Annotated in this window: 22 protein-coding genes; 12 read left to right on the plus strand and 10 right to left on the minus strand. The window is 70.8% G+C overall.

Going from position 1 to position 24,660, the window contains the following annotated elements; genetic code table 11:
- A complete protein-coding gene (locus tag ACH4KB_RS29820; protein ID WP_026290881.1) occupies positions 1-621 on the minus strand; it encodes a DUF47 domain-containing protein in 621 nt (206 codons plus the stop codon).
- A 319-nt stretch (positions 622-940) separates the two neighbouring features.
- On the opposite strand from ACH4KB_RS29820, the gene ACH4KB_RS29825 reads away from it, so the two are divergent.
- Positions 941-1,324 (plus strand): metal-sensitive transcriptional regulator, encoded by a 384-nt coding sequence (locus ACH4KB_RS29825; RefSeq protein ID WP_398068938.1) that lies wholly within the window; start codon positions 941-943, stop codon positions 1,322-1,324.
- A gap of 45 nt (positions 1,325-1,369) precedes the next feature.
- Here ACH4KB_RS29825 and ACH4KB_RS29830 read toward each other — a convergent pair whose 3' ends face one another.
- Together ACH4KB_RS29830 and ACH4KB_RS29835 are read right to left on the minus strand one after the other, a co-directional pair.
- Positions 1,370-1,573: a hypothetical protein gene (locus ACH4KB_RS29830; protein WP_383260024.1), complete on the minus strand. Its 204-nt coding sequence runs from the start codon at positions 1,571-1,573 to the stop codon at positions 1,370-1,372.
- Positions 1,574-1,838: 265 nt separating this feature from the next.
- Positions 1,839-2,699: a hypothetical protein gene (locus tag ACH4KB_RS29835; protein ID WP_398068939.1), complete on the minus strand. Its 861-nt coding sequence runs from the start codon at positions 2,697-2,699 to the stop codon at positions 1,839-1,841.
- A gap of 235 nt (positions 2,700-2,934) precedes the next feature.
- Here ACH4KB_RS29835 and ACH4KB_RS29840 point away from each other — a divergent pair, with 235 nt between their 5' ends.
- Positions 2,935-3,231 carry a hypothetical protein gene (locus tag ACH4KB_RS29840; protein ID WP_398068940.1) on the plus strand — a complete coding sequence of 99 codons (297 nt, stop codon included), beginning with the start codon at positions 2,935-2,937 and terminating at the stop codon, positions 3,229-3,231.
- 260 nt (positions 3,232-3,491) lie between these two features.
- Here ACH4KB_RS29840 and ACH4KB_RS29845 read toward each other — a convergent pair whose 3' ends face one another.
- The 6 genes from ACH4KB_RS29845 to ACH4KB_RS29870 all read right to left on the minus strand — a co-directional run bounded on the left by ACH4KB_RS29845 (position 3,492) and on the right by ACH4KB_RS29870 (position 11,682).
- Positions 3,492-4,217 (minus strand): phosphatase PAP2 family protein, encoded by a 726-nt coding sequence (locus ACH4KB_RS29845; protein WP_398068941.1) that lies wholly within the window; start codon positions 4,215-4,217, stop codon positions 3,492-3,494.
- Positions 4,218-4,638: 421 nt separating this feature from the next.
- Complete coding sequence (locus ACH4KB_RS29850; RefSeq protein ID WP_398068970.1) at positions 4,639-5,634, minus strand: NlpC/P60 family protein; 996 nt, start codon at positions 5,632-5,634, stop codon at positions 4,639-4,641.
- A 151-nt stretch (positions 5,635-5,785) separates the two neighbouring features.
- Positions 5,786-6,370, minus strand: a complete 585-nt coding sequence (locus ACH4KB_RS29855; protein WP_398068942.1) for a hypothetical protein — start codon at positions 6,368-6,370, stop codon at positions 5,786-5,788.
- The gene (locus ACH4KB_RS29860) at positions 6,367-8,802 is read right to left on the minus strand and encodes an alpha/beta hydrolase (RefSeq protein WP_398068943.1); all 2,436 of its coding nucleotides are present in this window, start codon (positions 8,800-8,802) and stop codon (positions 6,367-6,369) included. The genes ACH4KB_RS29855 and ACH4KB_RS29860 overlap by 4 nt, the downstream gene beginning before the upstream one ends.
- A 787-nt stretch (positions 8,803-9,589) precedes the next feature.
- Positions 9,590-11,404: an alpha/beta hydrolase gene (locus tag ACH4KB_RS29865; RefSeq protein WP_398068944.1), complete on the minus strand. Its 1,815-nt coding sequence runs from the start codon at positions 11,402-11,404 to the stop codon at positions 9,590-9,592.
- The gene (locus ACH4KB_RS29870; RefSeq protein ID WP_398068945.1) at positions 11,401-11,682 is read right to left on the minus strand and encodes a hypothetical protein; all 282 of its coding nucleotides are present in this window, start codon (positions 11,680-11,682) and stop codon (positions 11,401-11,403) included. The genes ACH4KB_RS29865 and ACH4KB_RS29870 overlap by 4 nt, the downstream gene beginning before the upstream one ends.
- A 779-nt stretch (positions 11,683-12,461) precedes the next feature.
- On the opposite strand from ACH4KB_RS29870, the gene ACH4KB_RS29875 reads away from it, so the two are divergent.
- From ACH4KB_RS29875 to ACH4KB_RS29900, 6 genes are all read left to right on the plus strand, one after another.
- Positions 12,462-12,770, plus strand: a complete 309-nt coding sequence (locus ACH4KB_RS29875; protein WP_003968086.1) for a hypothetical protein — start codon at positions 12,462-12,464, stop codon at positions 12,768-12,770.
- Between the two features lie 180 nt (positions 12,771-12,950).
- Entirely contained in the window at positions 12,951-13,826 is an 876-nt protein-coding gene (locus ACH4KB_RS29880) for a hypothetical protein (protein ID WP_398068946.1), read from the plus strand.
- The gene (locus ACH4KB_RS29885) at positions 13,816-15,183 is read left to right on the plus strand and encodes a hypothetical protein (RefSeq protein WP_398068947.1); all 1,368 of its coding nucleotides are present in this window, start codon (positions 13,816-13,818) and stop codon (positions 15,181-15,183) included. Before ACH4KB_RS29880 ends, ACH4KB_RS29885 begins: the two co-directional genes overlap by 11 nt.
- Positions 15,180-16,730: an SCO6880 family protein gene (locus tag ACH4KB_RS29890; protein WP_398068948.1), complete on the plus strand. Its 1,551-nt coding sequence runs from the start codon at positions 15,180-15,182 to the stop codon at positions 16,728-16,730. The genes ACH4KB_RS29885 and ACH4KB_RS29890 overlap by 4 nt, the downstream gene beginning before the upstream one ends.
- Before the next feature lie 57 nt (positions 16,731-16,787).
- Positions 16,788-18,206 (plus strand): ATP-binding protein, encoded by a 1,419-nt coding sequence (locus ACH4KB_RS29895; protein WP_398068949.1) that lies wholly within the window; start codon positions 16,788-16,790, stop codon positions 18,204-18,206.
- A 1-nt stretch (position 18,207) separates the two neighbouring features.
- Positions 18,208-19,857 (plus strand): type VI secretion protein, encoded by a 1,650-nt coding sequence (locus tag ACH4KB_RS29900; protein ID WP_398068950.1) that lies wholly within the window; start codon positions 18,208-18,210, stop codon positions 19,855-19,857.
- Positions 19,858-19,904: 47 nt separating this feature from the next.
- Here ACH4KB_RS29900 and ACH4KB_RS29905 read toward each other — a convergent pair whose 3' ends face one another.
- Positions 19,905-20,465, minus strand: coding sequence for a GNAT family N-acetyltransferase (locus ACH4KB_RS29905; protein ID WP_398068951.1), 561 nt, complete (start codon positions 20,463-20,465; stop codon positions 19,905-19,907).
- 224 nt (positions 20,466-20,689) lie between these two features.
- On the opposite strand from ACH4KB_RS29905, the gene ACH4KB_RS29910 reads away from it, so the two are divergent.
- The 4 genes from ACH4KB_RS29910 to ACH4KB_RS29925 are packed head-to-tail and all read left to right on the plus strand — an operon-like array spanning position 20,690 to position 24,512.
- The gene (locus ACH4KB_RS29910) at positions 20,690-21,682 is read left to right on the plus strand and encodes an ABC transporter ATP-binding protein (RefSeq protein WP_398068952.1); all 993 of its coding nucleotides are present in this window, start codon (positions 20,690-20,692) and stop codon (positions 21,680-21,682) included.
- Positions 21,679-22,509 (plus strand): ABC transporter permease, encoded by an 831-nt coding sequence (locus ACH4KB_RS29915; protein ID WP_398068953.1) that lies wholly within the window; start codon positions 21,679-21,681, stop codon positions 22,507-22,509. The genes ACH4KB_RS29910 and ACH4KB_RS29915 overlap by 4 nt, the downstream gene beginning before the upstream one ends.
- 18 nt (positions 22,510-22,527) lie before the next feature.
- Positions 22,528-23,850, plus strand: coding sequence for a sensor histidine kinase (locus ACH4KB_RS29920; protein WP_398068954.1), 1,323 nt, complete (start codon positions 22,528-22,530; stop codon positions 23,848-23,850).
- The gene (locus ACH4KB_RS29925) at positions 23,847-24,512 is read left to right on the plus strand and encodes a response regulator (RefSeq protein WP_398068955.1); all 666 of its coding nucleotides are present in this window, start codon (positions 23,847-23,849) and stop codon (positions 24,510-24,512) included. The genes ACH4KB_RS29920 and ACH4KB_RS29925 overlap by 4 nt, the downstream gene beginning before the upstream one ends.
- The last annotated feature ends 148 nt before the right edge of the window (positions 24,513-24,660 follow it).

A 24,660-nucleotide genomic window follows, 5' to 3' on the forward strand; every position in this document is an offset into this window, starting at 1 on the left:
TCAGGACTCCTTGACCGCGATGGTCTCCACGGTGTTCGCGACGTGCTCGAACGCGTCAGCCGCCTCTTCCAGCACATCCACGATCTGCTTGAGCTTCAGCACCTCCATGGCGTCGTACTTGCCGTTGAAGAGCTGGGCCAGCAGCTTGCGGTGGACCTGATCGGCCTGGTTCTCCAGGCGGTTGATCTCGATCCAGTACTCGGTGAGGTTGTCCATGGTCCGCAGCCCCGGCATGGCCTCGGCGGTCAGTTCCGCCGCCCGGGCCAGCACCTCGATCTGCTTCTCGACGCCCTTGGGGAGCTCCTGGACCTGGTAGAGGACGACCAGGTCGACGGCCTCCTCCATGAAGTCCATGATGTCGTCGAGCGAGGACGCCAGCTTGTAGATGTCCTCACGGTCGAACGGCGTGATGAAGGAGGAGTTCAGCTGGTGGAAGATCGCGTGGGTGGCGTCGTCCCCCGCGTGCTCCGCTGCCCGCATACGCTCCGCGATCTCGACTCGGGAGGCGGAATCCGCCCCGAGCAGTTCCATCAGGAGTTTCGAGCCCGTGACAATGTTGTCCGCGGACGCGGAGAACATGTCGTAGAAGCTCGTCTCCCTGGGGGTCAGACGAAAGCGCACGTGGGGTCCTCGGGGTGCTTTGGATTCGGTCAGGCTGATGCTAGGCGCATCATCCGGCCACGGCTAACCGGCGTTCTTCAGTGTCGCCCATCGGACACGGCGATCAGCACGGCCCCCCGGTCACGGTTCGGCGGGATTCGTTACCATATACCCGTCAGGGGTATCAACACGGCACGGTGCGGCGCGGACGGGGCAGGGCGGCGGAACCGTCCGGCACGGCCCCCACGGCACAACAGCGGGCCCGAGGGCTCCGCATTCACGTTCCGGCAGGGACACTTACCGGCAGGGACACTCAGAGGACAGCAACGGGAGGACGCAGATGACCACGACCGGGACCACGGGGACGGAATCAACGGGCGTGACGGCCCCGGACGCGGGGGCGGCCACCCCTGTGGACATCGTCACCGACCACGACCGCGGCATTCACGGCTACCACCACCAGAAGGACGAGCACCTCAAACGGCTCCGCCGCATCGAGGGCCAGATCCGCGGCCTCCAGCGCATGGTCGACGAGGACGTCTACTGCATCGACATACTCACCCAGGTGTCGGCGTCCACCAAGGCGCTCCAGTCCTTCGCCCTCCAACTGCTGGAGGAGCACCTGCGCCACTGTGTCGCCGACGCGGCTGTCAAGGGCGGCGAGGAGATCGACGCGAAGGTCGAGGAGGCCACGAAGGCCATCGCCCGCCTGCTCCGCACCTGAGGCCCGACCTCGTGAGCGGTGGGGCGGTACGGAGGGAAGCGGGCGTCACCCCCGGCGAACGGCCTGCCGGGGGACCGTCGCCCAGGACTCCGCACCCCGTACGTCGAGCACTTCGTCGATCCGGTCGGGACTGAGGCGTTCCTCGCCCGCCGCCGACGCGGCGATCATCAGCTCGCCGCACAGCTCGATCTCGGCGAGGGCCACACAGTCCTGAGCGTTCGGGGCGCTGAGCGTCACCACCTGCGTCACCTCTCTCTGCCGTCTCCCGGCCGCCACCGGCCCCTGGCGGCACACCGGCTTCCCAGCCTAGAGAGCGCGATACGCACCGCGCATGGCACGGACGGACCATTTTGCGCCCCCTCCCAATCGGTCCCACCACCCGGCCCGTCCAGGCCAACCCGTCCCGTCCCGGCCACCCCGGCCGCCAACACCGACGCCGCCCCGTCCCGTCGCCCGGCCGCCAACACCGACGCGGCCCCGACCCGTCGCCCGGCCGTCCCGTCGCCCCGCACCCTCACCCCTGCCGGATCTCGCCCGTGTAGATGGCGTCCTCGTCCGGCAGGTTCACCGTGACCGGCAGCCCGAACCCGTACAGCAGCAGCGTCGAGACCACCGACACCTCCGGGCCCTCGGCGGAGAACGTGAACCGGTGCCGCACCTTCCGCAGCCGGCCGTCCTCGTCCAGGTAGGCGTCGAACGGGACGGCGTCCTTGCTGAACCCTTTCGCCGCCGCGCTCAGCGCTCCGCGCGACTGCGGCGACGCGGCCCGGGCCGCCCGGCCCAGATCCGCGACCCCCCGGTAGTGGTGCACCGTCACCCCGGCCAGCTCGGACTTCCCCGCATAGGTCACATCGGCCGCGCCGCGCAGCAGTTCGGCCGCCGCCATCGGGTCGGTGACCCCGCCGGTGAGGAGGTTGCCGTCCTTCAGCGTGGTCGTGTCGATCCTGACCCACTTGTCGTCGGGCACCCCGGCACCGCGGTTCTTCATGTACAGCGTTCCTGGGGCCAGCAGCTCGGTGATCGGCCGGTGTCCGTCCGCACCCGCGGCTTCCTCGGGCAGCACCACCTTGAGCCGCCCCAGCTGCCGGCGGAAGTCGTACGCGCCCTGCCCCCGGATCGTCACCCGCGTCCCGCCGGCCGCCGTCTCCATCGACGTACGGGTCTCCGCGCCGCCCGCCTCGACGAGGACGTCCGCCGCCTGCCCGAGCAGATCGAGCGGACGATCGGCGGCCACGGACCGACGCCCGGAACCGTCGCTCGCGCCGCTCCCCGCGTCCCCGCCGAAACACCCGGCGCTGACCGCGATCACTCCGGCCGCGGCGAGGGCGCGAACAGCACGGGCCCTGCCTCCGTCCCTGTACTGCTGCACCACCATCGCCTGCCAACCCCCAACGACTACCGACCGGCCGAGCCCTCACCCGCCCCGCATAACGACCGCCGACGCCCCCCGTCACGCGCCCCCGGCGCGTTGCGGCCCGGCGGGGTGGGGAGCGGCGCGTTGCGGCCCGGCGGGGTGGGGAGCGTGGGCTCCGTCGCCGGGTGCGGTGCCCTGTGGGCAGAAGACTGGACGCGGCCCCCCGCCCGCGGGCCGTGGCCAGTACCGTGGTCGGGTGCATGAGGATCTCCCCGCTCCGGCCCGCACCACCGTCCCCCGCACCCACACCCACACCCGGACAGCCCCGGCTCCCCCGGCGGCCCCCGTCGTGGTCCTGGCCCCCACCGCCCCGGGCCACCCGTCCGACTCCGCCTCCGCTCCCCCGCCCGGCCCGTCGGCCGGGCACAGCGCCACGACGATCGAACGCGGCTCGTTCTGCCTGGCCCGCTGCTCCTGCGGCTGGTCGGGACCGGCACGCAGGTCCCGCGACCTGGCCCGGACCGACGCCGCGAAACACCTCGCCACCCCCTGACCCGCCCGCCCGCCCACGGGACCTGGTCGAAGCACGATCCCCCGGACGCTCGGAGGCGTCCGGGGGATCGGGAGAACCGTTCGATCAGCTGAGGAGAAGGGCGGGGAGAGAAGGGAGACGGACGGAGCCAGGACCGAGGCTGCGACCGAGGTTGCGACCGAGGTTGCGACCGAGATCGACGGGACTCACGGGGCTGACGGGGCTCACGTAACTCACGGGGCTGACAGGGCTGACAGGGCTGACAGGGCTGACAGAGATCGTCAGGCGGCCAGGTCCTTCTCCCCCGGGTCGCCCCGTCCGGAGCCGGGCCGCGGCTCGGGGATGCCCATCGCCTCGCCGTGCTCGTCCGCGACGGCCGCGCTCTTCGACCGGACCAACCAGCCCACCCGCGGCGAGCGGGCGATCGCCGCCATCAGAGGGGTCAGCAGCGCCATGGCGAGCGGGGCCAGCAGCAGGGCGACCGCCGTACCGAGGGCGAACCCGCCGATCACATCGGTCGGGTAGTGGACGCCCATGTAGACCCGGCTGAAACCGGCGAAGAGCGCGAGGCCGATCGCGACGAAGCCGAACTTCCGGTTGGCCACGAAGATGCCGACGGCGATGCCCATCGCCAGGGTGGAGTGGTCGCTGACGAACGAGAAGTCCGTCTTGCCGTGGATCAGGACCTCAAGGCCCTCGTGGTCGTTGAACGGGCGCGGCCGTTCGACGAAACCGCGGATCGGGACGTTGACGAGGATCGCGATGGCGGCGGCGAGCGGCGCCCAGACGATGGCGGCGGCAGCCGTCACCGAGTCCTCGGCCGTCCCACGCTTGCGCATGCTCCACCAGCACCACAGGCCCACCAGCACCAGGCCGAACATGATCCCGTACTCGCCGACGAACTCCATGACCCGGTCGAACCAGGTCGGAGCGGCCTTCGCGAGGCCGTTGATGTCGTAGAGCAGACTGACGTCCGGGTTCGACCCGTCGAGTTCGAGTCCAGCCATCTGCTGCGGCCCCTTGCCTTGTCTGCTTCTTCTGCTGCGACGCGCGTCCTTGCACGCCGCCGTGGTCGAACCCCCGTGTCCGGTGCTGTCCGCTACCGCACTGCACAGCATCGCCGTACCGCATCGCTGCGACGCATGGTCAGTGCGCGTGCCGTTCCCGTCCCCTGTCCAGGGAACGGCCTGGCCGTCGTGTGCGTTCCGCTCTCCACCGAATGATCACCATGACGTTATCGAAGAGTGACTCGTCACCGCAGCTCAGGGCCCAGGCTTCACAGAGAGTTCCGGGCACGGCCGACTGCCCGTCAGCATCCTCGGCCGCTCCGGAAGCCCCGAACGGTACGCCCGTACGCGACGCCGGGAACCACCAGGAGCCGACAGAAGATGCGAAGGACACATCCGGGAGACATGCGGCAGACATCCGTCACCCCGTGGGCAGATCCGTCGGAAGGGCGGCGGCGCCGTCCTTGGTGACCCGTGTCGCACCGAAGTAGTCCGGCGTATCGATCTTGTCGAACCGGATGACCGACCCGGTGAACGGCGCGTTGATCATATAGCCGCCCCCGACGTACATCCCGACGTGCCGGATCGCACGCGAGTTGGTGAGGTCGTCGGAGAAGAACACCAGGTCCCCCGGGAGCAACTCGTCCCGCGAGGGATGCGGGCCCGCGTTGTACTGGTCATTGGCGACGCGCGGCAGCTCGATGCCGACGGTCCGGTACGCCGCCTGGGTCAGCCCCGAGCAGTCGAACCGGCCCTGCTGCTCCGGCGTACCGTTGCCGCCCCACAGATACGGCGTGCCCAGCCTCTTCTGTGCGAAGTAGATGGCACCGGCGGCCTGCCGGGAGGGCGCGACGCGGCCGACGGGCCGGGCGAAGCTCTTCTCCAGCGAGCGGATGATCCTGACGTAGTTCTGCGTCTCCTTGTACGGCGGGACGCCGCCGTACTTGATCACCGCGTAGGCGCCGGCGTTGTACGCGGCGAGCATGTTGCTCGTCGGGTCGCCCGGCACCTTCTTCACGTACCCGGCGAGCTCGCAGTCGTACGAGGCGGCCGAGGGGATCGCGTCGGCGGGATCCCACACGTCCCGCTTGCCGTCGCCGTTGCCGTCGATCCCGTGCGTGGCCCACGTACCGGGGATGAACTGGGCGATGCCCTGCGCGGCGGCGTGGCTCTGCGCCTGTGGGTTCCAGCCGCTCTCCTGGTACAACTGCGCGGCGAGCAGCGCCGGGTTGATGGCGGGGCAGAGGTTGCCCCACTTCTGCACCAGCGGCTGGAACCGCGCCGGGACCGCCCCCTTGGCCAGCGCGACGGCACCGCCGCCCCCCGACCCGGCGAGCCCGGCGGCGGCGGAGTACGTACCGACGACGAGCAGCGCCAGGAAGCACATGACCATGCCGACGCCGATGCCACCGAACACCCAGAATTTCCGCACCCCTCAACCATCCCCCATCGGGGCGCGCTTCAGAGCCGTTTTCGACGGTGTGTACGAGTCATCCGCGGCACACCACCGGCGCACCCGAAGCACACGGGGGCGCCGACGGCTCACCGGCACCAGGGGTGACGCTGCCTCAGCCGCCCGGCCCCGACCAGAAGTCGGAGCGCACGTTGGGTCGGGGCAGCGGATAGACGTCCTTGTACGCCGGACCGTTCGGCTCGGCAGTGGGAGCGGCGACCTCGGACTCCTTGACGCACGGGCTGTCGGCCTCCAGGAAGGCCTGCCCCTTCCCCCGGAAGGAGACGCTGACACCGAATCCGCTCTTCGTGACCGCGTAGACCGCCGGGAACTTCTCGTCCTTGTTGACCGCCTTGATCCGGTAGTCGTTCTTCCGCCAGAACGTCTCCGCACGGTCCAGGAACGTCTGACGGAGTTCGGGGGAGACGACGGTCATGACGGCTCGTCGGCGGGTCACACCGCAGGCGCGGGTGGTGGTCGGCCCGTGCGCCCACCGCACGTCGGGGTCGATGCCCTTCAGGACGGCGTCCAGCATCGCGTCGGACTGCTCGGCAGCCTCCTGCATGTCCATGCCCCGCTCCTTTCCGGTGCTCACGCCGCCGTCGCGCGCGCTTCCGTCCTCACTCCCGCACCCGGACAGCGCGATTCCCAGGGCAAGGACGACCGCGCCGAGGGGCAGAGCCCGCTTCGCTCGACTCACTTCGGTTCCTCCATCTTGAGCCGGTCGGCGTTGCCCGACACGATCAGGGCGATGCTGTCCGCGGACACGGCGTCGCGTTCCGGGCTGAAGTAGTTCGAGTGCGAGTCCAGACTGATACCGCTCCCGCTGACGAGCGGCGGGCCGTCGGCCACCGGGAAGCGCCGCGCCCCGAACGCCTTGCTCGCCGGATCCTTCCCGAACCACAGGTCGTCGTCACCCGGATCGGCCAGATCGCCGGCCAGATAGGCCCCACCGGGGCCGCCCAGGGCCAGGCCTATGCCACCCACCACCACCTGGGTCTTCGAGGGCAGCTGGGTCACCGGGTCGTTGGCGGCGGCGCCCACGAAGACGTGTTCGCTGCCCACGCCGAGGTCCACGGCGTGGTCGACGCCGACCCCGGGACTGCCGACCAGGATGATGTCGTCGACCCCGGGAATTCCGCCGGGCCGGGCCGCCGCCGCGCCCACGGTCCGGGACCCGTAGGAGTGCCCGATGGCCGTCAGGTGCGGGTCCTTGTTCTGGTTGGTCACGGAGATCCCGCCCATGAAGTCGCGGTAGGCCGCCCCGCCCTTCTCCGCGCGCCCCGTGCCCATGACGGCGAAGTAGCCCGCCGCCCCGTCCTTGTCCGGCAGCTGCGGCGCGTCGTACCCGAGCCAGACGATGGACGCCGTGGAGTCGTCGTACCCCTGCGCCCCGATCGCGGTGTCCCGGGCCCGCCCGAGGTCGTTCTTGGCGAACTCCTCGTCGAGCGAGGTGTTGAGCCCCGGTACGTACGCCGACACGTTCTGGGACGCGTCCGGATTGCCGAACGAGACGATGGCCCGCCCGTTGCCCTCGTCCCCGATCCCGATGAGATACATGGGCGGCTTGCCGTTCTCCTTCAACTGCCGGTCGATCTCCCGCAACCCGGCCAGCTGGTCACGGGCCTTGTCGGTGTCGACCCCCTCCAGCTTGTCGATCAGCGCGGGAAGGTTCCTGCGGTTGGCGGCGTCGCGCGCGAGGACCGGGATGCCGTCGAGATTGCCGATCCGCTCCGGGACCAGCTCGATGTACCGATCGCGCTCCTCCGGCGAGAGCCCGTCCCACCAGGCCTTGTTCCCGGCGGGCGGGGCGTTCTGCGGAATCCGCCCGCTCAGGTGCGCGCGCTCGGCGTCCCGCACCTCGGCGTCGACCCGCGCCCCCGAGCCGGGTATCGCCAGCCCGGCGCCGGCGCCGCCGACCGCCTTGTTCCAGTCCCAGGCGGCGCCGACGTAGTCGCCCCGCTCCCACTTCTCGCCCGCGCCCCGGGTGTCGCGCCCCCACTGGTCGGCGACGCGCTGACCGCTCTCGCCCGGCCGCAGGACCGCGTCGACGACGCCGCGGACATCACCGCCCAGCCCGTCCCCGAGGAACCCGTCGAGGAACCCGCCGCCGTTGGGGCCCGCGGGTCTACCCGCGTCGACCGGCACGATGGCATCGCTCGGGGGGAAGGAGCCGCCGCCTTGGTCGCCCCCTGGGGGACCTGACGTGTCACCGGAGCCGCCGGTGTCACCGGAGCCGCCGCCGCTGCCGGCGGTGCTGCCGCTGTCTCCGCCGGCGCCGTCAGTACCGCCAGTGCTTCCGGCGGTCGCGGCCCCTCCGGCGTCACGGGCGCCATCGCTGGTACCGGTGCTGCCGGTACCGCCGGTGAGACTGGACTCGTCACCGCCACCGCCACCGCCGCCGTCGGCTCCAGCACCGCCGTGCGTACCGGCACCCGGAGCACCACCGGGACCGATGCTGTTGCCGGCGCTGCTGCCGGCGCTGCTGCCGCTCCCGCTCCCGCTGCCACTGCCCCTGCCGTCGGCGCCTCCTCCGCCGGCCACGGCGTCATGCCCCGGGGCCGGGCACGAGCCGCCGGTGAGCTCGCAGATCGCGCTACGGATCTCCGCGGTGAGCTGCCGGCCGGTTCCGGTGGCCGTCAGCCCGCCGACGAGCGCGACGACCACGAGGACGAGGCCCAGATACTCCAGCGCGGTCTGTCCAGCGTCGCGGCGGAGCCTCATCATCCGGGCGAAGCTGAACAGCCGCTGCTCGGCCCGCTGCTCCAGACCGCTCCGGAACCATCGACGGCTCCCCGGCCGGCAGAGCAGCACGATGGCGGCCGCCGGTATCACCAGCCGGGCGACACCCCCGGCTCCGGCCCCGCCGCTCAGCTCCGCGAGGGCGCCGAGGACGATCCACGCCTGAACGGCGAGAAGCCCGTACCAGACCCGAACGCCGCCCTTACGGACGTACAACGACAGCACGAAGGCGCCGATGCCGGGTAACGAGGCGTAGAGCAGCAGTCCGAGGAGGTACCCGTCCACCGCGTCCACCGAGGACGCCGTCGACAGGGCCCTGATCGCGCCCACCAGGGTGGCCACGAAGAGAACGTGAAGGAGGATCAGCACCGCCTGCAACGGCCGGGGCATCAACCGCCCCGAACCCGCTACGGCAGCGCTTACATCGACGCCGACAGGGACCGCGCTTCTTCGTATGCCGGACAAGAGCAGTCCCCTACCTCGTGAGTGGGCGGAACGGGCGACAGATCAGTCACTCCGCGTATGCGACCACACGGGCAGGGGACACGACATGGGCCCCAGGACCCAATGCAGGGCTCAAAGCCCGCACGCACCGGCCCAGTTGAGCCAACTTGCCCCGTTCACGACCCCGTTGCCGCCACCCCGGGGGCGCCTGCCGACCAGAAGTCGGAGTGGATGTTGGGGCGGGGGATAAACTCCGCACCCTCGTACAGGGGGGCCGTCGCCTGGCTGGTGGAGTCGGCCACTTCGGACTCACGAACACATGGCGTGTCTACCTGAAAGAAGGCTTGCCCCTTACCCCCGATACGAAGCCTCACTTCGAACCCGTCACTCGTTCGGGCATAGATTGCCGGGAAATCAACATCGTTATTGATGGCCGTCATGTGGTATCCACTCTTGCGCCAGAACCGATCCACCACCCCTAAGAGATTCCCCCTCCTCGCAGGGGAGATATCGGTCATAACGACGCGCCTGCGTGACACATCGCAACTGCCCACGGTCGTGGGCCCATGCGTCCACCGCAGCTCCGGCCGAATCTCCAGAAGTACGGAATCGAGAATCTCATCCGATCGCTCTGCGGCAGCTTGCATATCCACGCCTGAACCCTTATCTGTTGCACATCCAATTACTGCCAGAGCCATACATCCGGCGATCATTACGGAGCGAATGAGGAGCCTCAACGCGCACTCTCCTGCTTAACCTTGTGGCCAGTTCCTGCGACAACCATCGCAATACTGTCAGCCGAAGCAGGGTCCAGCTTCGGATCGAAGTACTGCGAGTGCGCATCGATCGAAACACGCCCAAGGCCGACCACCGGCGGCCCCGGATCAACTGTGAAGCGCCGCGCACCAAACTCTTCACTCGCCGGATCTTCCCCGAACCACAGGCCGTTTCCTCTCGGATGAACTAGGTCCACTGCCAGCGCCCCCGCCGGGCCGAGCGCGCTCCCCGCCGCCTCGAGCAAGGCCTTTTTCTTGGAGGGCAGGTGGGTCACCACGTCGTTCTCTGCGGCACCAACGAATACGTGGTCTCTCCCCACCTTGAGATCCTCCGCACGGTCCACGCCGAGCCCCGGGCTCCCGACCAGGACGATGTCATCGACCCCAGGAATCCCACCACCTTGCTGCGTAGCGGCCCCGACCGTTCTCGAACCATACGAGTGTCCGATAGCCGTCATGTGCGGGTCACCGTGGTCATTTGATACAGCCAGCCCGGACATGAACCCGCAGAATGCCCGCCCCCCGGTTTCCGCTCTTTCGGTACCGGCGACAGCCAAGCTATTCATCCCGTCCGGACTCTGAGGTGCGTCATACCCCAGCCAAACGATCGCTGCGGTGGACTCGTCGATCTCTCTTGCCGCTAAGGCTGTGTCACGCGCCCGCTTCAGGTCCCCCTTGGCAAACTCCTCGTCCAACGAGGTATTCAACCCCGGAACATAAGCCGCCACATTCCGCGCCGTATCAGGATTCCCGTACGAGACGATCGCCCGACCGTTTCCCTGATCCCCGATCCCGAGCAGGTACATCGGCGGCTCCCCCGCCCGCGGCACCGCCCTCAACTGCCGGTCGATCCCCCGCAGCGCAGCAAGCTTGGTCGCCGAATCCTCGTCGTTCCGCCCCTCCAGCTTCCCCATCAGCAGCTGAAGGTTGTCCCGGTTCGCCGCGTCCCGTACGAGGGCCGGGAGCCCGTCCAGGTTGCCGATCTGATCCGGGTACACCGCGAGGTACTCCTCCCGCTGTTCGTCCGTCAGGCCGGCCCACCACGCCTTGCGCTCCGCCGGGCTCGCATCCTGCGGGATCGCGTTCTTCAGGTAGCTGCCCGCCGCCTGCCGCACCGCCGCCGCGTCGGCCGCGGCGTCCTTCCACGTCGCGGCCGGGACGCCCAGGCCCTCCTGCGCCTTCAGTGACCGCAGAATCCTGGTGTACCGCCAGTCCGCGTCGGCCGCCGTCCGCACGGCCTGCGCCACCCGGTCCGCGATGTCCTGGGCCTTCCCCGCGTTCGGGTTGGGCGCTACGAGGCCCGAAGGGGTGACCATGCCCGGGTTCGGAACCCCGGACGCCGTCCCGCCCGCCAACGGCTTCCCGTCGACCAGTCCCTCGCCCGCCGCCGGATACGTCACCGAACCGTCCGCGTGCACCGTGAACCTCAGCGCCGCCGCATCGTCCAGCGCCCCCTGCAACACTCGCTGCTGGGCCCTGATCTCATGGGCCAGGCTGTTCAGCGTGGTCCGCAGCAGCCCGCACTCGGTGTAGATGTACTGGAAATTCGTCCCCAGCCTGCGCAACCGCCCCACGGCCGCGTCCACCGCCTCCCCCTTCTGCGTGTGGTGCAGGCCGGGCAGGAGTTGGCCCTCGATACGGTCCCGGGCCGCGTCGGCACGGTTGCTCACCCGCCCCCAGCCGTCCGCCGCCTGCTCCAGTTCGGCGCACCTCACCTCACGTAACGCGGTCCAGGTCAGAGCGGAACCGGCACCACCGCTGCGTCCGCTCACCACGCGCCACCACCGCCCGGCGTCCTCACCCCGTCGAAGCCGCTCTTCACCGCCTCGTTGGTCTGCGCCTGGCCCCGGACGACCGCCCGCAGCTTCCCGGCGAGGCTCCCGCACTCGCCTCGCGCCCCCTCGATCCGGCGCTCCCACGAGGCACGCACGGAGTTCAGTTCTGCCAGTGCCCCCAAAGCCCCTGCCCCGGCCCCGGCCCCGGCCCCGGCGATCAAGCCCCGGTGCGCCGCCTCCAGCTCGCCCTTCACCGGGCCGAGGTGCGTGACCAACTCGTCGGCTCCACCAGCGGCCCGCAGCCACGGCCCACCGCTGTGCCGAAGATCCCCACCCCCGGCCGCTCCCGCCGGCCCCACCGGCCCCGCTGACCCCGCCGGCCCCGCCGCTCCCGCCGGCCCCGCCGCTCCCGCCGGCGCCCCGATCCGCTCCCCGCCATCGTTCGGTTGCCCGAACACCGTCACTCCGCCCACACCACTCACCCCGTTCCTCTTGATCGTGGAGCGGCACTGTGCCAAATCGGCGGTGAGCGACATGCCGTACGCGCACCCGCCGGGTCCCGGCGCCGTGCGCCCCCAGCCCTGTCGCTCCCGGCCGAGCCGAGCGGGGCACCGTTCCCAGCGGAGCCGCCCGGTTCACCCGAACGAAGGGGGAGCCGGGCCCAACCCGTCCACGCCCGGAGGCCCCTCGCCCCAGCGCGCGCTTCCCCAACCACACCTGACAAAGCATCGAACTAGCAGCCGACCGGCGCACCGACGGCTCTCGAACGGCGCATACGAACACGCCGTGCCCCGCGAACGCTGCAACCGCGTCAGGAACCCATGGCCATCGTCGTTGCTCCTGGTCACACCCCGTGATACACAGAGTAACCAGGTGTATGCGTGAGGAGCCTGACGAGCCGCAGGTCAGGGCGACCGCCCCGGTCAAACGTGCGAGATCCGGGTAAAGAGACCCGGGAAGGCGTCGTGCGAGCGCGGTTTCATCAGCGAAGATAGAAGGCGACCCGTGCCGGACGGCACGGGCAGCGAACTACCCAACAGGGGCGGTGACTTACATGATCCTGGCAGCAGAGAAGGGCGACATCACCACCATCATCGGCGGAATCGCTCCGGACTGGGGGCCGTTCGGGACGCTGGGCAACGAGGCGCGCATCATGATCGAGGTGGTGATGGCCATTGCCATTCTGCTCTGCCTCGGCATCGCGATCTGGGGCGCGGCGAAGCAGCGCATCGGAGCGACGGCACTCCGCGACACGTTCAGCGCGGAGCAGGGCAAGGGCCTGATCGTGGCGGGACTGACAGGGGTCTTCATCATCGGTTCCCTGGGCACCCTGTTCACCATCGTCTACGGAATGGCTGTCTGACCCCCCGTCGGTCAGCTTCTCCGGGCCGCCCCAGCCCGCTCCCCACCATCCGCCCGTCGTGCCCACCGGCTGAGGTCGCGTTTCCCTGATGTCGAGTCACCACACCGCGCTCAAGCGGCAACCAGCACAGCTACCGTCGTCCTGCGCGGATCCGCACACGACCGAGGGGGCGAACGCGGCATGAGTCCCGGTGACGAGCACGACTACCGCGGCAAGGACCAGGGGGGCCGCCCGGACGACCCGTACAGCACCCTCGGCGGCACCCGTCAGACCCGCACCCGTCTCCCCGACGGCGACGCGGGCCTTCCTCACGCGCGCCGCCCGGCCCGCAACTCCCGCTCCCTCGTGACGATCACCGGTGTCGTGGTCCTCCTCATCGCTGCCATCGCCTTCGCCAACCGCGGCGGTGGCGGTGGCGGCGACGCGGACGCCGCCCCGGGCGCCAAGAAGCCCGGGGCCGCGGGAAGCACCCCCACCGCGGCCACCGGCACCAAGCCCGTCCAGGGCAAGAACGGCACGATCGCCTCCGGCTTCGCCCACGACGCGCAGGGGGCGCAGAGCGCTGCGGCGAACTACGCGGTGGCGCTGGGGTCTGCGGAGATGTTCACGAAGGAGAGCCGCCACCGGATCCTCGACACGGTCTACTCGCCCGCGGCGGCGGACAAACTCAGAGCACCTCAGGACCTGGCCTACTCGGCCGAGTTCCTCGCGCGACTCGGTCTCGACCCCGACGGCAATGCCCCGCAGGGCAGCACCTTCATCTCGAGGACCGTTCCCGTGGGCACGAAGGTGCTCGCGTTCGACGACGACACCGCAAAGGTAGCTGTCTGGTACACGGGGCTCATCGGCATGTCAGGTGAGGACTCCACCAAGCCCGTGAGCACCACCTGGAAGACGTGGACGGCTCAGTTGTCGTGGTTGAACGGTGACTGGAAAGTGACCGGAGCATCCGAGAGCGACGGCCCGGCGCCGGTTCCCGGTGACGTCGCGGCTTCCCAGTCGGACGCGATCAGCAAGGCCGTCGAGGAGTACGGAGGCTTCACTTATGCCAGGTAGCCCCAAGCGCCGTAGTCCCAAGCACCGCTTCCGTTCGGTGGCCACCACGCTGATCGGACTGCAAGCAGGCGCGCTGACGTTCGCCGGTCGCGCGGCCGCGGAGCCGACCCCCACCCCGACGCCTTCACCGAGCCCCAGCAACGACTGCAGTCTGCTGTTCGGCGAGGTGAAGAAGTTCTGCGAGGAGGGCGACGGCGACAGCGCTCCCAGCAGCGTGCCGGGGTCTCCCGACCCGGCAGAGTCCCTCGACCCCCTCTCCTCCCTGGCCCGAGGCTGCGCCGACGCCGCCTCCTGGATCGTCGGCAAGCTCAGCGAGGCCGTCGAGTCCACGGCCAACGTCGACTTCACCAACCCCAAGTTCCTCCAGCAGTACGCCGTCATCTTCGCGGCCTCCACCATCCTCACCCTCGTCCTCTGGCTCCTCGCCGTAGCCAAGCGGGCCATCCGCGGCGTCCCCCTCACCACCGCGGTCTCCGAGGCCGTCGGCTTCCTCTGGCTCACCGTCCTCGCCTCGGCCTTCACCCCGCTGATCCTCTACACGATCGTCTCCGCCACCGACGGCGTCACCGAGGTCATCTCCTCCGCCACCGGCGGCCAGACCGACGTGTTCTTCGGCTCGTTCGCCGAAGCCCTCAAGAAGGGCGAGGACATCGGCGGCGGGCCGATCATGCTGATCGTCGTCTCGCTCGTCTCGATCCTCGCGGCCGGCATCCTGTGGCTGGAGCTCGTCATCCGCGCCGCCCTGCTCTACGTCGGCGCGCTCCTCGGGATCGTCGTCTACGCCGGCCTCGTCGACAAGAACATGTGGGGCCACGTCCGCCGCTGGGCCGGCATCATGATCGCGGTGATCATGGTCAAGCCGGTCATCGTCATCGTCCTCGGCCTCGCCGGAGCACTCTCCACGGGCGACGGCCCCGACGCCTTCTCCGCCGTCGTCTCCGGCCTCTCCATCATCCTGCTGGCCATCTTCGCCTCCGCCATGATCTACCGCTTCGTCCCCGGCTTCGGCGACGAGATCCAGGGCGCCCGCACCAACCGCAAGCAGGCCACCGACGGCTCCCAGGCCGCCGCCATGATCAGCTCCCCGGCCGCCCTCGTCTCCCAGGGCATCAAGACCCACAGCGGCCGCAACGACCAGAACAGCGGCGGAGGGGGCGGCGGCGCCCGCCCCGCCAACCCTGCCAGCGGCGGCGTCGCCGCCCACAGCTCCCGCACCACCGGCGGAGGCGGCGCCGCCCCCTCGCCCCGCAGCGGATCCGCGCCCACCTCCGGAACCCCCCACAGCAGCCGCTCCTCCCGAGGCGGAGGCGGCTTCGGCACCACAGGTAACTCGAACACAGGAGGTGGAGGGCGTTGACGACCCAGTCCCACACGATGACGCCCCGCCGCACGTATCTCATCGGCCGCGCCCGGCCGAACGCGATCGTCGGCAAGAACCGCGAGACCGGCGAGATCGCCCTCATCATCGCCGGCGCGTTCCTCGGCATGATGAGCGGACTCCTCGTTCCCGTCCTCTCCCTCCGCATCGTCTGCCTCGTGGGCTTCCCGATGCTGGCTCTCGCCGTCGTGTACGTCCCGTACAAGGGCCGCACCTTCTACAAGTGGTTCGAGATCAACCGCAGCTTCAAACGCTCCCTGCGCCGCGGCACCTCCTACCGCTCCTCCGCCATGGAAGCGGGCATCAGCTCCGACGGCCGTGAGGTCGAGATCGGCCCGCCCCCCGGCATCGGCCGGATCAGCTGGCTCGCCGCCCCGTTCGGCCCCGACGAGATCGCCGTGCTCCTCCACGCCGACCGCCGCACCGTCACCGCGGCCATCGAGATCGAGGGCCCCGGCGTCGGCCTCCGCGACAGCGAGGACCAGGAAGCCCTCGTCGACCGCTTCGGCACCCTCCTCAAGCACGTGGCCAACGGCGACGGCTTCGTCACCCGCCTCCAGATGCTCGCCCGCACCCTCCCCGCCGACCCCGACGCCCACGCCAAGGACGTCGCCCAGCGCGGCGACAAGGCGTCCCCGGGCTGGCTCCAGGAGTCCTACGACCAGCTCCAGTCCATGGTCTCCACCTCCAGCGAGCAGCACCGCGCCTACCTCGTCGCCTGCATGCACTACAGCCGCGAACTGGCCGCCGAGGCCAACGCCATGGCCCGCGCCGCCCGCCCCCACGGCGGCCGCAAGCTCGACCGCGACGCCGGCCTCGCCGTCGTCATGGCCCGCGAGCTCACCGACATCTGCGCCCGCCTCGCCGAGGCCGACATCCGGGTACGCCAGCCGCTCGGCCAGAGCCGCCTGGCCTCCCTCGTGCACTCCATGTACGACCCCGACCACCCCATCGACCACATCCAGGCCATGACCAAGCGCAACGCCTGGCCCGCCGAACTGGACGCGGTCGAGCCGACGTTCCTCCAGGCCAAGACCCGCGAGTCCACCACCCGCGCCCCCTGGTGCCACGCCACGGCCTGGGTGAAGGAATGGCCGATGACCCCCGTCGGCGTCAACTTCCTCGCCCCGCTCCTCGTCCACACCCCCGACGTCATCCGTACGGTCGCCGTCTGCATGGACCTCGAACCCACCGAGGTCGCCATCGAACGCATGCTGACGGAGAAGACCAACGACGACGCCGAGGCCAGCCGCCAGGCCAAGATGAACCGCACCGTCGACCCCCGCGACATCGCCGCCCACGGCCGGCTCGACCAGCGGGGTGAAGATCTCGCCAGCGGTGCGGCCGGAGTGAACCTGGTGGGGTACATCACGGTGTCGTCCCGCTCACCCGAGGCCCTCGCCCGCGACAAGCGCACCATCCGCGCCTCGGCGGGCAAGTCGTATCTCAAGCTGGAGTGGTGCGACCGCGAGCACCACCGGGCCTTCGTGAACACGCTCCCGTTCGCCACCGGCATCCGCCGCTGACGCGGCCACCCGCAGCGCACACCGAACCGAACCGCGACAAGAGAGGGCACCCCCACCATGCGAGACCCCCTGTCCGCATTGTCGGATGCCTTCACCTCCTTCCTCTTCGGCAAGGTGGAGACGACCCGCCTCCCCGTCCGTACGTCGACGGGCCAGGCCCAGGCCGTCTACCTCCCCACCGCCGCCCCCGGCCTCGGCGACTCCGGCGTGATCATCGGCCGCGAGGTCTACAGCGGCAAGGGCTACATCTACGACCCCTTCCAGCTGTACGGGCAACAGCTCCCCGCCCCCCACTGGCTCGTCCTCGGCGAGTCCGGCAACGGCAAGTCGGCGCTGGAGAAGACCTACGTCCTGCGGCAGCTCCGCTTCCGTGACCGCCAGGTCGTCGTCCTCGACGCGCAGGGCGAGGACGGCGTCGGCGAATGGAACCTCATCGCCCAGGAGCTGGGCATAACCCCCATCCGCCTGGACCCGACCGCAGCCCTCAACGGCGGCATCCGGCTCAACCCCCTCGACCCCTCCATCACCACCACCGGCCAGCTCGCCCTGCTCCGTACGATCATCGAAGTAGCGATGGGCCACGGCCTCGACGAGCGTTCCGGCTTCGCCCTGAAGGTCGCCCACGCCTACGTCACCGCGACCATCACCGACCGCCAGCCGGTCCTGATGGACATCGTGGAGCAGCTGCGCCACCCGGAGCCCGAGTCCGCCGAGGCGATGAACGTCGACATAGACGACGTACGGGCCTGGGGCCTGGACGTCGCCCTCGTCCTGGACCGTCTGGTCGACGGCGACCTGCGCGGCATGTTCGACGGCCCCACGGCCGCCGGCATCGACCTCGACGCGCCCCTCATCGTCTTCGACCTCTCGCACATCGACCGCAACTCGATCGCGATGCCGATCCTGATGGCGATCGTCGGCGTCTGGCTGGAGCACACCTGGATCAGGCCCGACCGCAAGAAGCGCATCTTCCTGGTCGAGGAGGCGTGGCACATCATCAACTCCCCCTTCGTCGCGCAGCTCTTCCAGCGCCTCCTGAAGTTCGGACGCCGCCTCGGCCTCTCCTTCGTCGCCGTCGTCCACCACCTCAGCGACGTGGTGGACGGAGCCGCGGCGAAGGAAGCGGCGGCCATCCTCAAGATGGCCTCCACCCGCACGATCTACGCCCAGAAATCGGACGAGGCCCGAGCGACCGGCCGGGTCATCGGCCTGCCCCGCTGGGCCGTCGAGATCATCCCGACCCTCACGCCCGGCATCGCCGTCTGGGACGTCAACGGCAACGTCCAGGTCGTCAAACACCTGATCACCGAAGCCGAACGCCCCCTGGTCTTCACCGACCGTGCCATGACCGAGGGATCGACCGACGACCTGCTTCCCGAGGACATCCGCGCCGCCGAGCTGGAGGCGGAACAACGGGCGGCCCGCATCGAGCACCAAGCACGGATGAACGAATCGTCAGAGTCAACGGTGGCATGACATGGCACGTCAGCCGGCACGCGGCCGGGGCCCGGCCCATCACGACGGACACGACCGGCCCCAGGGCGGCGGCATCCCTGACGGCCTGCTGATCGGCCTCCTGGGCCTCCTCCTGGCCGCCACCCTGGTCGGCTGGACGGCCACCGGCCTCGCCGGGCTCTTCGCCCACGGGGCCTGGCCGGACGGCGTGACGTTCACCCGGTCCCCGCTCGCCCTGCGCGAACTGGCCACCGCCCCCCAGGACCTCGCCGCGGCCTGGCCGGGGACACCCCCCGCCCAGCTCTCCGGGTACGGCCTGTTCTGGGGCCTGTTCATCGGCGAACTGATGGTGCTGGTGGTCCTCGTGGTGTTCGCGCTCGGAGTCGTGGCCCGTGGTCGGGCCGTACGGGAACGGCGCCGCGAGGAACGAGCCTTCGGCCCGCAGGAGAAGCAGCCCCCCGCACAGAGCCCACCCCCGACCCAGCCTCAAGCACCGGCACCAGCACAGGCACCGGCACCGGCACCGGCACCTGCACAGGCACAGGCACTGACGCCCACTCACCCCACCGCAGCCGCGCACACACCCGCGGCCACAGAGACGCCCACTCCCCCCGAGGCCGCCGCCCGCGGAACCCTGAACGCCCCCGGGCCCCCCGAAGCCCCCGGGACCTCCGAGGAGCCCTCCGACGCCTCTCTCACCCACCCCCTCCCCCTCTCCCTCCCGTCCCCCCGCACCCCCCTCCTCGTCTACGCTCCCGCCCCCGCCCGGCGTCCCACCGTCGTCCGGGCCGTACACGACGCCGAGGGCCCCGCCCTCGTCGTCACCTCGGACCCCACCGTCTGGGCCGAGACGAAGGACGCCCGCGCCAAGCTCGGCCCGGTCCTCGTCTACGACCCGGGCCACCTCTGCGACACCCCCGCCCGCCTGCACTGGTCGCCCACCGCGGGCTGCGAGCTCCCCGACGTCGCCGCCGCACGCGCCGCCGCCCTGCTCGCCCCGGTGCGCCCGCAGGCCCGCATCGACGCGGCGGTGGCCGACACCGCGCAGACGCTCCTCCAGTGCTGGCTGCACGCCGCCGCGGTGGACGGCCGCCCCTTCCGCCAGGTCCTCCGCTGGGCCTCCGGGTCCGGCGCCCACGAACCGGTACGCCTCCTCCGTACGCACCCCAAGGCCGCGTCCGGACTCGCCGGCCTGCTGGAGTCCGCCCTCACCGCCTATCCCGAACGACGAGAAGTGGCCCAGGAACTGACGGTACGGGCGTTCGCCGCCCTGTCCACGGTGCACATCCGCGAGGCCTGCACGGCGAACCGAGCGGATTCCCTCGCGCTGGCATCTTTTGCGGACGAAGGGGGAACGCTCTATCTGGTGGGCGAATCCATCGAGGATCCCCGCTCCCGCCCCGGCGCGATGCCCCTCCTCACCGCGCTCGCCGCAGACGTGGTCGAGCACGGCCGCCGCATGGCCGCACGGTCATCCGACGGTCGGCTCGACCCACCAATGACGCTCGTCCTCGACGACATCGCGGCCGTGGCGCCCCTGCCCCAGCTCCCGCAGCTGCTCGCGACCGGCCAGCACCAGGGCATGCCCGCCCTCGTGCTGCTGCGCTCCCGGGAACAGGGACGGGCCCGCTGGCAGGACCACCTGCACGCCCCCGCCCCGGGCGCCGGCTAGCCGGGAAGACCCCGCAGCGCCGGCCGGACGAAAGGCCGAAAGCGCCGCTACCCCTCGCGCCCGAGGACGTACTCCAGCTCCAGCTCGCCCCGGTCGCCCGGGGCCGGGATCCGCTGCCCGGAGGGGACGAATCCGAACCGCCGGTAGAACGCGGCGGCCCGCGGATTCTTCTCGTGCACATAGAGGCGCACCCGCTCCAGCCGGGGCGAGGAGAGCGACCACGCCCACGCGACGGCCTTCCGGAACAGCGCGTCCGTCACCCCGGTCCCCCGCGCCTCGGGACGGACGAACACACCGACCAGGTGCCCCTGTTCCACCGCGGGCGCCTCCCCGAAGCGCACGTCGTCCGCCGGGCTCTCGACGAGCACGGTGACCGTACCCACCCACGCCCCCTCGGGCGACTCCGCGACGAACTGCCGGACACGATCGCCCCCGCCCTCGGCGGCAGCCGCGGCGCGCTCCTGCCAGAAGGCGTCCGGTTTCGCCGAGGCCTCCTCGTACGACTCCAGGAACGCCACCGGGGCCGCCGGGTCCTTCAGAGCGTCCAGCCGCAACTGCCTGACCTGCGGCCATTCCTCGGCGTGCACCGCACGCATCACATAAACCATCCCCCGATCCTCACCCCCGCCCGCCCGACGTTCAACCGACTAACCCCACCGCCCCCCCACTGCCCCACCGCCACCACCCACAGAGCGACGACCCCACCGCACCACCCCCACACCCACACCGACACCGACACCGACACCCCGTCGTACCCCGGTACTACGCCCCGGGCCCACGTCCAACCCCCGGTCGGACGACCGCGCCGCGCCGTCTCCGTAGCGTCGACCGCATGATCAAGGCACACGGACTCACCAAGCGGTACGGCGACAGAACCGTCGTCCAGGACCTCGACTTCACCGTCCGCCCCGGCACGGTCACCGGCTTCCTCGGCCCCAACGGCGCCGGGAAATCCACGACGATGCGCATGCTGCTCGGCCTCGACGCCCCGACGCACGGCCGCTCCACCGTCAACGGGCGCTCCTACGCCACCCATCCCGCGCCCCTCACCCAGGTCGGCGCCCTGCTGGAGGCCCGGTCCGTCCACCCGGGCCGATCCGCCCTCAACCACCTGATGGCCCTCGCCCACACCCACGGCATCCCGCGCCGCCGGGTCGAGGAGGTCATCGACCTCGCCGGGCTGACCGACGCCGCCCACCGGAGAGTCAAGGGCTTCTCCCTCGGTATGGGCCAGCGGCTCGGCATCGCCGCCGCACTCCTCGGCGACCCCGCCACCGTCATCCTGGACGAACCCGTCAACGGCCTGGACCCCGAGGGCGTCCTGTGGATCCGCACCCTCCTCACCTCCCTCGCCGCCGAAGGCCGTACGGTCCTCGTCTCCTCCCACCTGATGAGCGAGATGGCCCTCACCGCCGACCACCTGATCGTCATCGGCCGTGGCAGGCTCCTCGCCGACACCACGGTGGCCGAGCTGATCCGCTCGGCGGGCGGGGCGTCCGTCAAGGTCGTCACCCCGCAGCCGGACGACCTGGACGCCCGCCTGACGGGCCCGGGCGTGACCATCACCGCCACCCGTGCCCCCACCACCGACGCCCCGGGCCACGAACTCCGGATCCGAGGAGTGGACGCCGCGCACATCGGAGGCGTGGCCGCCGCACACGCGATCACGCTGTACGAACTCACGCCGCAGACCGTGTCGCTGGAGCAGGCGTTCATGGACCTCACCCAGGAGTCGGTGGACCACCGGCCGCAGCAGCGAACAGCCACCACTCCCGCCGGCTCACCTCCCCCCTCCCCCTCCCCTCTCACCGGAGCACCCGCATGACCACCACTCACTCCACCCGTCGGCCCCCGGGCGCGACCGCACCGTCACCATCACCGTCATCGTCGTACGGCGTCACCTCGACCCGGATCCTGCGCTCGGAATGGCACAAGCTGCACTCACTGCGCTCCACCTGGATCACCGTCATCTCGGCAGTGGTCATGGTCCTGGTCATCGGCCTGATCATGGGCGCGACCTACACCTCCGGCGGTGGCGACTCCGACGTCGACACGATCGTCCTGACCCTGTACGGCAGCATGCTGGGCCAGTTGTGCCTGGTCGTCCTGGGCATCCTGATGACCGCCGGAGAGTACGCGACCGGGATGATCCGCTCCTCGCTCACCGCCGTACCCGCCCGGCTCCCCGTCCTGTGGGCCAAGGCCACGGTGTTCGCCGCCACCGTCTTCACGGTCATGTTCGCGACGGCCCTGGTCACGTTCGCGGCGGCCCAGGCCTTCCTCCACGACACCGACCAGGCCGCCTCGCTCACCGACCCGGGCATCGTGCGCGCCCTGGCGGGGAACGCGGCGGCGCTCACTCTGATGGGGCTGCTCGCTCTCGGCCTCGGCGCGCTGCTGCGCTCGGTACCGGGCGCGATCGGCGCGTTCATCGGCGGGGTCATGGTCCTGCCCGAGATCCTCGGGATGCTCCCGTACGACGCGGTGGAGCGCGCCATCATGTACTTTCCCACCCAGGCCGCCGGTGCCCTGGGGTCCGCCACTCCCATCCCGGGCACCGTCTCCCCCGGCCCCGCCCTGCTCGCCCTGTCCCTGTGGGCGGGTACGACACTGGCCGCGGCAGCGCTGGCGCTCAACCGCCGCGACGTCTGACGCGAGGAGAGCGACGAGGTGACGGACCACTCCCAGGCCGCGGCCACGCCCCCGGCACCCGAAGCCACCACAGCACCGCCCCCGTCCCCACCCGCCGACGACACCGTCACGGCCCCCCTCATCCGCGTCATCCGCAACGCCCTGGACCGGCTCCGCGCCTTCGACCGGCGCCGGCCACGGGTCTGGGACGCCGCGGTGACCGGGTTCTGGGTCGTGGCGGCGGTGCTCGACTACACCTCCGGCGGCTGGCGGACCGTCGCCCACGACGACGTGACGGCGTCCGAACCGCTGGTGCTCCTGATGAGCCTCTGTTTCTCCCTGCCACTGCTGTGGCGGCGGACGCACCCCATGGCCGTACTGCTGCTGATGGCACCGGCGTCCCTGGTGAACATCTGGTCGGGCGCAGTGGTCCAGGCCGCCCTCCTCCAGCTGATCCCGGTGTTCCAGACCGTGCTGCGCTCCTCGTTCCGTACGGTCGGGGTCGCGGCCGCGGTGTTCGTCGTCCCGGTCCTGGCCATCGGCGTCCGCATCCCCTCCGCCTGGGGGCAGGAAGTGGTCTCGTACGTCTGGGGCCTGGTCTTCGTCGTCCTGTTGGGGATCGCGGTACGCACCCGTCGCGAGTACACGGAGGCCCTGGTCGAGCGCGCCCACCGGCTGGAACACGAACGCGATCAGCAGGCCCGGCTCGCCGCCGCCGCCGAACGCACCCGCATCGCACGGGAGATGCACGACATCATCGGCCACAACCTGTCCGTCATCACGGGCCTGGCGGACGGCGGCGCGTACGCGGCCCGGAAGAACCCGGAACGGGCGGGCCAGGCGCTGGAAGCCATCGGCTCCACCAGCAGGCAGGCCCTGTCCGAGCTGCGCCGTCTCCTGGGCGTCCTGCGCGACGACCAGCCAGGGGCCGAGCGCACCCCGCAGCCGACGCTCGACGAACTGGCCCCCCTCATCGAACGCGTACGCCGGGCGGGCCTGCCCGTCCACCTGGAGCTCCACGGCGAACCCCGCGCCCGGTCGCTCACCCCGGGCCGCCAACTCACCGTGTACCGAGTGGTCCAGGAAGCCCTCACCAACACCCTCAAGCACGCCACCCGACCCACGTCCGCGACGGTCACGCTCACCTGCTCGCGCACCCACCTCGACGCCCGCATCACCGACACGGGCACCGGAGCCGGACCGACCGCGGACGCGGAGGAAGCCGCACTGCCGGCCCAGGGCATCATGGGCATGCGGGAACGCGCCGCACTGTACGACGGCACGGTCGAGGCCGGCCCGCTGCCGAACCACGGCGGATGGCAGATACGGCTCCGCCTCCCCCTGGAGGACACACACCCGTGACGACGGTACTCATCGCGGACGACCAGCCGATGCAGCGCTTCGGGTTCCGCATGCTGCTGGAGAGCCAGGACGACATGACCGTCGTCGGCGAGGCGGGCAACGGCACCGAGGCCGTCGGCCTGGTCGCCCGCCACCACCCGGACGTCGTCCTGATGGACATCCGTATGCCGGGCCTGGACGGCATCGAGGCGACCCGGCGCATCATCACGTCAGGAGCCAGGGCCCGCATCCTCATCGTCACGACGTTCGACCTGGACGAGTACGCCTACGAGGGTCTGCGCGCCGGAGCCAGTGGCTTCCTGGTCAAGGACGCCCTGCCCGAGGAGCTCCTCGCCGGCGTCCGCGCGGTGGCCGCGGGCGACGCCGTGGTCGCCCCGACCCTGACCCGCCGCCTCCTCGACGCCTACGTCCACCACCTCCCGGCCACACCCGGCGCCCCGGCCGCAGGGGACCCGCGCATCACCGCGCTGACGGAACGGGAACGGGAGATCCTCACCGTGATCGGCCAGGGCTGGTCCAACACGGAGATCGCCGCCCGCCTCCACCTCGCCGAGTCCACGGTGAAGACGCACGTGACCCGCATCCTCGCCAAAACCGGCGCGAGGGACCGCGTTCAGGCGGTCATCCTGGCCTACGACACTCGCCTCGTCACCCCGACGTAGGCGGTGCGTGGACAGGTGGCGGGAACACGCCCTCAAAGGCCCTGGAACGCAGAAAAGCCCCGCACCAAAAGGTGCGGGGCTTTCCCGGAAAAATTGTTCGGCGGCGTCCTACTCTCCCACAGGGTCCCCCCTGCAGTACCATCGGCGC

Source organism: Streptomyces sp. NPDC017520 (assembly GCF_044329855.1).
Lineage (GTDB): Bacteria > Actinomycetota > Actinomycetes > Streptomycetales > Streptomycetaceae > Streptomyces.